Genomic DNA, 7,647 nt, shown 5'->3' with positions numbered 1-7,647 from the left:
TGACGGGTACACAAGCACCGAGGCTCCTGGTGTTGCGGTTGCTCTTGGTCGACAACCCGTCTACCAGGAGCCTCGCCACGTCCACCAGCCAGCCCTCCAGCCTCACCCACCGCCAGGACGGAGGACTCAGTGCGACCAAAATGTGCGAGATCCCCACCTTTCGCGCAGTCGCGGAGTCGTGCGGCGGATCTCCTCCGATACCTTGCGGTGGGCATGTCCGTGCGGGTGAAGCAGCGAAAGGCGTCTCTATCTGCTCGGCCGTGCGCTGGGCGAGGATCTAGGCGCGGAACCCGCGCCCGGCGACGGCGTGTTCGCGTAGCGGCTGACGAACTCGCGGATCTCCCGGGCGACGAGCTCGGGAGACTCGTAAGGGGCGAGATGTCCCGCGTCCGACAGGAAGACCAGCCGGCCTCCGGGCATCGCACGGACGTCGGCGATCAACTTGTCCTGCGGGGCGATGGTGTCTTTGCCGCCGATGACGTAGCACGCCGGCACGGCGAGCCCGGACAGCTCCTCGAACATGCTCGTGTAAGCACCGCCACCGGTTCCGAGCCAGCTGCGCCAGAACTGCTCTGTGACAGCACTCGTCATCGTGCGCACGACATCGGTCGTCTTGCTCGGCTCCAGCGAGATGGCCCCAATGGCCTGCGTGATGGCTTCGACGTCACGGAAGGACTGGTGGAACCCTTCGATGACTGGATCGCCCGCCTCGGTACCGCCCGCGTTCCACGGCATGAGCGCCATGACCGCGAACACCTGGCCGGGCCGGTTGAGAGCGATCCGCACGCTGAGCGCGCCACCGAAGGAGAGACCGACGAGGGCGAAGCGTTCGAGGCCGAGCTCATCACAAGCATCGATCACCGTTTCGGCGATCCGGGCGAGGCTCGATCCGTCGGCAGGCGCATGGAGGGAGCCCGCGTGGCCCGGCAGGTCCATGAGAACGAGGCGATAGCCGTCGAGTAGGGGTGCCACCTCGGACCAGCACTTGAGTGAGCACCCGAGTCCGGGCAGCAGAACGATCGAGTCCGGCCCGTTTCCCCGCTCCTCGTAGTGGATACCGTTGTTCGTCTTCGGCATGAGATTCCTCCGTGTGTCACGTGATCCGGGGCTGTCGTCGGTCGCCGCGCGAGCGGGTGTCACGCCGCTACACCAGCGACAGGCTCGCGCGAAGTGAGGCGAGCAGACCCACCACCTCGGAGAGCTCGGTAGCAGTGCCGAAGACGTAGAAGTCCGGGCGAACCAGCACGGCCACGACACCGGACTCCTTGAGCCAGTCACTCAGCGCCTCGCCCTCTTCCTGGACCCCCTCGGCGCCAACCACCACGGACCGCAGCCCGATCGCGCGCTTGAGTTCCGAGACGGCCGCGGTCGTCGCCGCGTCCGGTTCGACCAAGCTGAACAGGGTGAACCCGCGGCCAAGCACGTCGTCGGACCGCTCGGTCTTCCCGCCGCCCGTACGCAGAAAGGGCTGCACAGCCAAGTGACCGGCCAGCGGTTGTCCGTCTCGGAAGCCTGCGCCGACAGGCGGCTCGAACGGTGGTGGAAGCTCGGTCGCCGACCGCATCTCCTCACGACGTTGCGCCGCACGAACGGGGTCGGTCTCGCAGACGACGGTCCCTACCCGCACCGACTCTTCGATGTAGTCGATGACCTGTGGCCTTCTCGAGAGCGTGTACAGGTCCAGCAGCTTCGGGTCCGCGGCGCCGGTCAGCACGAGGTCGAGCATCCAGCCGAGGGTTGCGGCGTCTCGGATACCAGAGCTCATGCCCTGTCCGAGGAATGGCGGCATGACGTGAGCAGCGTCACCGGCAAGCAGAACCGACCGGTGGCGGAACGTATCGGCCACGATGGATCGGAACTGGTAGACAGTCTGCCGGATCACCTCCCCCTCCTGTGGGCCGATCCAGGGCCTGAGCAACTCCCAGACGCGTTCCGGCTTCACCATTTCGGTGGGATCGTCGCCCTCGACGAGCATGAACTCCCAGCGCAAGTACCGCTGAGCCACCCGGCCCATGTGGTTCGGCCTCGCGGGGTCGAGTACCTGGCCGGTGTCCGGGATGTCCAGGGTCGGGGCGCCAGGCCGAGGCCGGACGTCGACGACCAGCCAGTCGCCCCGGAAACCGAGATCTTTCGTCGGAATGCCGCAGAGCGTGCGTACCGCGCTGTTGGCGCCGTCTGCCCCGACCACATAGCGAGCGGTGACGACGCCGCCGTCTGCCAACGTCGCCACCACGTGGTCGGCCCCCTGGCGCAGGTCGACCAGCTCCGCACCGAAACGAACGTCCACAGTGGATGCTCCGCGGACTGCCGCGTCCAGGGCATCCTCGAGTTCCGGCTGGTAGAAGTGGTACGACGCATCCCAGCCGGAGGGAGCGCTCCATTCCCTCGGCAGACGAGAAATCACGCCTCCGTCGGGATCGAGGAATTCATACACGCGAGCTGGTTCGGCAATGCGCCTTACATCGTCGGCAATGCCCAAAGACTGAAAGACGCGCATGATTTCGTGATCGAAGTGTCCGGCTCGTGGCGTCTCGTAGCGCCCGACCCGCCGTTCGCACACCAGCACGCGGTGCCCCGACGCCCCCAGTAGAGCAGCCAGGGTCTGACCGACCGGGCCGTACCCGATGATGAGGACATCCGCACCCCCGGCATCCGGCGTGATCGTGGATGTGCGGGGTTCATCGGCAAGCTTCATGTGTCCCAACCCTTCGCCTACACCGGAGCGTGTACGTGCCGGAAGACCACCTCAGGCGGCTTCGATGTCCAGTACGATCCGGCCGCGGGCGCGGCTGTCCGCGTGGAGCATCCGCCAGGCGTCGGCGGCCTGCTCCAGCGGGAAGGAGTGATTCACGGGGACGGACAACTTCCCGGACTCGGCGAGCGCAGCCACCTCCGTCAGCTCGTCGGCGTTCGCGCGTGCCCACACCAATTGGCCACCCTGTTCGGGAGCGGTGATGTCGGCCACGGAGGCGACCCGCGCGGGATCCTTCAAGACCTTCCGCGAGACGGCCACCGCGTCCCCGCCGTAGAAGTCGAGCGCCGCGTCGACGCCCTCTGGCGCGAGCTCGCGCACCCGCTCGGCCAGTCCTTCTCCGTAGGTGATCGGTGTGGCGCCGAGTTCACGCAGGTAGTCGTGGTTGCGCTCGCTGGCGGTGCCGATGACGTGTGCGCCCCGGGTGGCGGCGATCTGCACGGCGAGCGTACCGACCCCACCGGCGGCCCCGTGGATCAGGACGGTGTCGCTCTCGCCGATATTGATGCGTTTGATGACCTGGTAAGCCGTCAGCCCGTTCAGCGGCAGACACGCCGAATGCAGCCAGTCCCAGGACGCCGGCTTGCGTGCCAGAGTGCGGGCCGGGGCTGAAACCAGCTCGGCGTAGGTACCGTTCTGCGCCCAGTCCTTGACGACGAAGCCGATCACCTCGTCGCCGATCTCGAATTCGGTGGCGCCGAAACCGCGAGCCTCAACGACGCCGGACATCTCGAAGCCCGGGATGAGGGGGAAGTGGGTCACCATGATGCCGTCGAGAGTGCCGACGGCGATCTTTTCGTCGCCCGGGTTCACTCCGGCCGCCTTGACCCGGACGAGGAACTCCCCGGGCGCGACCGCCGGTGTCGGCTGGTCCGTGAGCTCCAGGTCGTCCGCGCCGCCGTAACGCGGGAGTGCAATAGCTTTCATGGTCACCTCAATGGTCTTGTCAGCTGTTGGGAGTCGGATGTGTGGTCGCCTGGGTCACGCGCGGCCGAGCTGGGCACGGAACCAGTCACAGACAAACTCCGTGCGCTCGGCCGAGTGGTTGTACATGGTGTGGTCGCCGTCGTCCCAAACCCGCAGGGTGGGATGCGCCGACAGGTCGAGGAACACCTTCTGCTGGTCGAGGCTGACCAGCGGGTCGTTGCCGCCGTGCAGCACGAGCATCGCGGCGCTCGTGCGCTCAACCGCCGGGTCGAGCCACAGGGTGCGGAAGACGGCCGCGGCTTCGTCGTCGGTGTCGACGCCCAGGAGCGCCCGCGATTGTTCGCGTGCGGTCCGGAACGGCAGTGGCTCCGGCTTCGCGGTGGCCCCGTTGACGCAGCACGCGCCGAAACGGCTGTCGTGCACCGCGGCACGGGCGGCGAGCAGTCCACCGAAGCTGTTTCCCCACACCCCGTACCGGCCGTCGTAGCCGGTACGGGCACGCACGGCGTCGAGGGCAGCGCTGAAGGCTCGGTCGACGTTCCCGTCGAGGTGGAGTCCGCCGGCCATGCGCGTATCGCCCTGGCCCGGTGCCTCGAGCAGGACAGCGGACAGTCCCCGCCGGGCCAGGGCTTCGGCCTGCTGATGGAAGGCCGGGCCCCAACCGCTCTGCCCGCCGACAATGACCACCGTGGGGCCAGGGCGAGCGCCGGAGCGACTCACGAACCAGGCGGTGCAGTGGCTCTGCCGGAAGGGGATCGACAGCCGTTCCACGCGCAACTCGGTGTCGAGCTCGGCCGCGGCCTGGTAGGCCCGGGTGAGCCGGACGTAGAGCGCGCGTTTGGCCGGGTGGTCGGTGTTGAAGGCCATCTGCGCGAAGATCAGGGAGGCCGTTGCCCGGCGATAGCACGCGACCGCGGTCTCGACATCACCGCGGTCGGCGGCCGCCTCCGCGCGGGTCAACTGCGCCTCGGCCAGGCGAGTCGCGACCTCGTGCCACGGTTGCGAGACGGCCGCATTGGCCAGGTGGACGGCGTCCCCGTGGTCCATGCCGTAATCGAGCATTCGGGACATCGGCATGGCACGCAGCAACGCGGCCCGAAGCTTGGCCGGGTCCTCCGCCGAGACGGGAGCGTCCATCAGCGCGCGGCTCCGTCGGTGAATCGCGGTCGTGTTCCGTCCTCCTGCCCTGTCGCGCCCCGGGTTCGCAACGGAATGACCGGCGCCGCCTCGGTGACGGTATTGCGCAACTCGCCGAGACCTTCGATCGCCGCGACGACCTCGTCGCCCGGCTGCAACCAGGGGTAGGTCGCCGAGTCGTGAGTGCGGGAGAGCTCCAGGACGCAGCCGGTGCCGCAGGTGCCGGAGCCGATCACATCGCCCGGCCTCACTTCGGCGCCGCGGGAGGCGTAGGCGATCATCTCGCCGAACGACCAGTGGATGTCTGACCACACGGCGCGGGAGTAGGGGGCACCGTTGACCGTGCAGGTCATTTCGAGACGGTATCCGTTGCCCTCGCGGAAGTCGGCGATCTCGTCCGGGGTCACGAAGTACGGGCCGAGGCTCGTCGCGGTGTCCTTGCCTTTCACCGGCCCCATCGACAGCTTCATCTCGCGCTGCTGAACGTCCCGGCCGCTCCAGTCGTTGAGCACGCAGTAACCGGCGATGGCGTGTTCGGCTTCCTTGGCGGTCAGGTCGCGGCCGCCGCGCCCCACCACCGCGGCGACCTCCAGCTCGAAGTCGAAACGCTCCGCACCCGGCGTCATCGGCACCGGCCCGCAGCCCATCACGGCGTAGGGGTTGGAGAAGTAGAAGACGGGCAGCTCATACCAGACCGGTTCCATCTCGAGGCCCCGCCAGGCGCGCCCTGCCCGGACATGCTGTTCGAAGGCGTAGAAGTCGCGGACGGTCGGAGGCGTCGCGATCGGCGACAGGGGAACGATGTCCGGCAGCGGCACGGTCGCACCGCGCCGCAGCGCGGTCCGTCCAGCCGCGAGCAACTCGGCCTCGCCGGCCTCGATGAGAGGCAGCAGGTCTGCCAGACCGTCGACAACCCGGACCAGGTCACCGTCCACCACGCCGACGCGTGAGGACGGCCCGTCCGCGTAGCGAACGAACTTCACTGCCTTACCTCCTTGGCTGCGGCGCCATCGGCTGCCACCGCTTGTTCGCGCGTCCAGGCGCGATAACTCTCCTCGGTGAAACCCGTCGCGCCGTGGCGCTCGACCGAAGCCCGGATGGCGTCCAGAAGCTCCTCAGGATCGGTCTCGATGTCGATGTGCTCGACGAAGGGCTGTCGTGCCACGAGCCCGGTCCGCCAGTAGACCTCACACCGGTTGCCCTCCGGATCGTAGAAGTAGACGCCGACGGCATTGCCGTGCGAGACGATCATGTCGAGCCGGACGTCGTGCTCCCGGAAACGCCGATGGAAGCCGAGGACGTCCTCGAAGCGTGCACACCGGAACGACACCTGCTGGATGAGTCTGATGCCGAGTGGCGCGTCCCGGCCCTCGGCCAGGAGCAGTTCGTGATGTTCGGTGTCCGGCCGGGCGGACAGGAACCAGATGCCGAGCCGCTCGTCGTGGTCGGTGACCGTCAGCCCGAGTACGTCGCTGTAGAACGCGAGTTGCCTGCTCACGTCGTGACAGCGCAGGCCGACATGGCCGAGTTCCGCGACGGACGGCGTTGAAGTCGTCACGCCGCTCCTCCTAGACAGTGTTCTGCAGGGCAGATCATGTTCTGCACGGTAACTCGGCTTCGGTAGCGCGTCAACCGAGATGTGTTCTACTGGGCGGAAGGCACTCTGTTGAGCAGAACGAAAGACGGGCGGCATATCGGTGGAATGGTGGCCACGGTGGTGACTCCGACTGGCGGGAAGGACCACCAACCCGCGCGTGGAAGTGCTTGGAGGCGGCTCCGGTGCCCCCGGCGGCGCCGTGACGCACCGCCAACACGGCTGCGGACTGATTCGCGAGATCCGCCGAGACGCCGAGAGGGACTGCGGCTATTCTGGCTGGCGAAATGCAGTTCAATCACCAGAACAGCCGCAGTGGCGACGGCGAGACGGAGGGGTTGTGGCAGTGTCGGCCGCCTACCCGGTGGAATCGATCGACAACGCGGCGCGGATCCTGCTGATGCTGGTGGACAAGCCGTCGTTGCGAGTCGCCGACGTGTCCGCCGAGCTGGGGGTGGCCAGGTCGACCGCTCATCGGATGCTGACCACCCTGCAGGCCCGCGACCTGCTCCGCCAGGACGCCCAGACCAAGGGCTACGGACCTGGGCCCGCCCTGGCCAGGCTCGGCATCGCCGTGATGGGGGCAGTCTCCCTCCGCGACGAAGCGCGTCTCCTGCTGGAAAAGCTCGTCGAAGACACCTCCGAGACCGCGCATCTGCTCGTACTGGAAGGCACAGAGACCGTCTTCGTCGAAGGTGTGGAGAGCCAGCAGGTGATCCGTGCCGGGCTGCGTATCGGGCAGCGAGGCCCGGCGCACGCGTCTGCCGCAGGGAAAGTACTGCTCGCCGAGCTTTCCCGCGAAGAGTTGCGGCGCCGCTATCCGGGCGCGCGGCTGCGAGGCGGAACCGAGCGCGCGGTGAGCACCCGCCGGGCGCTCGAGGTCGAGCTCGAGAAGGTAAGGGAGACCGGCTACGCCACCAACATGGAGGAAAGCGAATGGGACCTCTGCGCGGTGGCCGCCACGGTGCGGAACCGGCAGGGCGTGGCCTGCGGTGCACTGTCTGTATCCGGCCCGGCGAGGCGGGCCGACGCCAAACTCGCCCTCCTCAGCGGCGCTGTCGTCGCCGCCGCCACCGAACTCGGCGCGCGGCTCGGTTAGGGCGCAGACTGAGTCCTCCGTCCTGGCGGTGGGTGAGGCTGGCGGGCTGGCTGGTGGACGTGGCGAGGCTCCTGGTAGACGGGTTGTCGACCAAGAGCAACCGCAACACCAGGAGCCTCGGTGCTTGTGTACCCGTCA

Annotated in this window: 7 protein-coding genes; 1 reads left to right on the top strand and 6 read right to left on the bottom strand. The window is 67.9% G+C overall.

The annotated features are described in order from the left end of the window. Window positions 1-246 precede the first annotated feature (246 nt). The 6 genes from J5X86_RS49785 to J5X86_RS49760 all read right to left on the bottom strand — a co-directional run bounded on the left by J5X86_RS49785 (window position 247) and on the right by J5X86_RS49760 (window position 6,374). The gene (locus J5X86_RS49785; protein ID WP_208523176.1) at window positions 247-1,077 is read right to left on the bottom strand and encodes an alpha/beta fold hydrolase; all 831 of its coding nucleotides are present in this window, start codon (window positions 1,075-1,077) and stop codon (window positions 247-249) included. Between the two features lie 67 nt (window positions 1,078-1,144). Next, entirely contained in the window at window positions 1,145-2,695 is a 1,551-nt protein-coding gene (locus J5X86_RS49780) for a bifunctional 3-(3-hydroxy-phenyl)propionate/3-hydroxycinnamic acid hydroxylase (RefSeq protein ID WP_208523175.1), read from the bottom strand. A gap of 51 nt (window positions 2,696-2,746) precedes the next feature. Then, the gene (locus tag J5X86_RS49775) at window positions 2,747-3,679 is read right to left on the bottom strand and encodes an NADP-dependent oxidoreductase (protein WP_208523174.1); all 933 of its coding nucleotides are present in this window, start codon (window positions 3,677-3,679) and stop codon (window positions 2,747-2,749) included. Window positions 3,680-3,733: 54 nt separating this feature from the next. Beyond that, window positions 3,734-4,816 carry an alpha/beta hydrolase gene (locus tag J5X86_RS49770; RefSeq protein ID WP_208523173.1) on the bottom strand — a complete coding sequence of 361 codons (1,083 nt, stop codon included), beginning with the start codon at window positions 4,814-4,816 and terminating at the stop codon, window positions 3,734-3,736. Then, window positions 4,816-5,799 (bottom strand): fumarylacetoacetate hydrolase family protein, encoded by a 984-nt coding sequence (locus tag J5X86_RS49765; protein WP_208523172.1) that lies wholly within the window; start codon window positions 5,797-5,799, stop codon window positions 4,816-4,818. Before J5X86_RS49765 ends, J5X86_RS49770 begins: the two co-directional genes overlap by 1 nt. Beyond that, complete coding sequence (locus tag J5X86_RS49760) at window positions 5,796-6,374, bottom strand: VOC family protein (RefSeq protein WP_208523171.1); 579 nt, start codon at window positions 6,372-6,374, stop codon at window positions 5,796-5,798. The genes J5X86_RS49765 and J5X86_RS49760 overlap by 4 nt, the downstream gene beginning before the upstream one ends. Before the next feature lie 382 nt (window positions 6,375-6,756). Between J5X86_RS49760 and J5X86_RS49755 the strand changes: the two genes are divergently transcribed. Then, window positions 6,757-7,509 (top strand): IclR family transcriptional regulator, encoded by a 753-nt coding sequence (locus J5X86_RS49755; protein WP_208523170.1) that lies wholly within the window; start codon window positions 6,757-6,759, stop codon window positions 7,507-7,509. Window positions 7,510-7,647: the final 138 nt, after the last annotated feature.

Origin of the sequence: Streptomyces sp. NEAU-YJ-81 (assembly GCF_017592595.1) — a bacterium.
Taxonomy (GTDB): Bacteria; Actinomycetota; Actinomycetes; order Streptomycetales; family Streptomycetaceae; genus Streptomyces; species Streptomyces hygroscopicus_B.
The sequence above is the reverse complement of the archived record's forward strand: the minus strand, read 5'-3'. Positions and strand labels throughout refer to the sequence as shown.

What these genes read in the sequence shown, in the direction of transcription:
- J5X86_RS49785 (WP_208523176.1), bottom strand. Translation starts at nt 1,077, where the DNA reads ATGCCGAAGACGAACAACGGTATCCACTACGAGGAGCGGGGAAACGGG.
- J5X86_RS49780 (WP_208523175.1), bottom strand. Translation starts at nt 2,695, where the DNA reads ATGAAGCTTGCCGATGAACCCCGCACATCCACGATCACGCCGGATGCC.
- J5X86_RS49775 (WP_208523174.1), bottom strand. Translation starts at nt 3,679, where the DNA reads ATGAAAGCTATTGCACTCCCGCGTTACGGCGGCGCGGACGACCTGGAG.
- J5X86_RS49770 (WP_208523173.1), bottom strand. Translation starts at nt 4,816, where the DNA reads ATGGACGCTCCCGTCTCGGCGGAGGACCCGGCCAAGCTTCGGGCCGCG.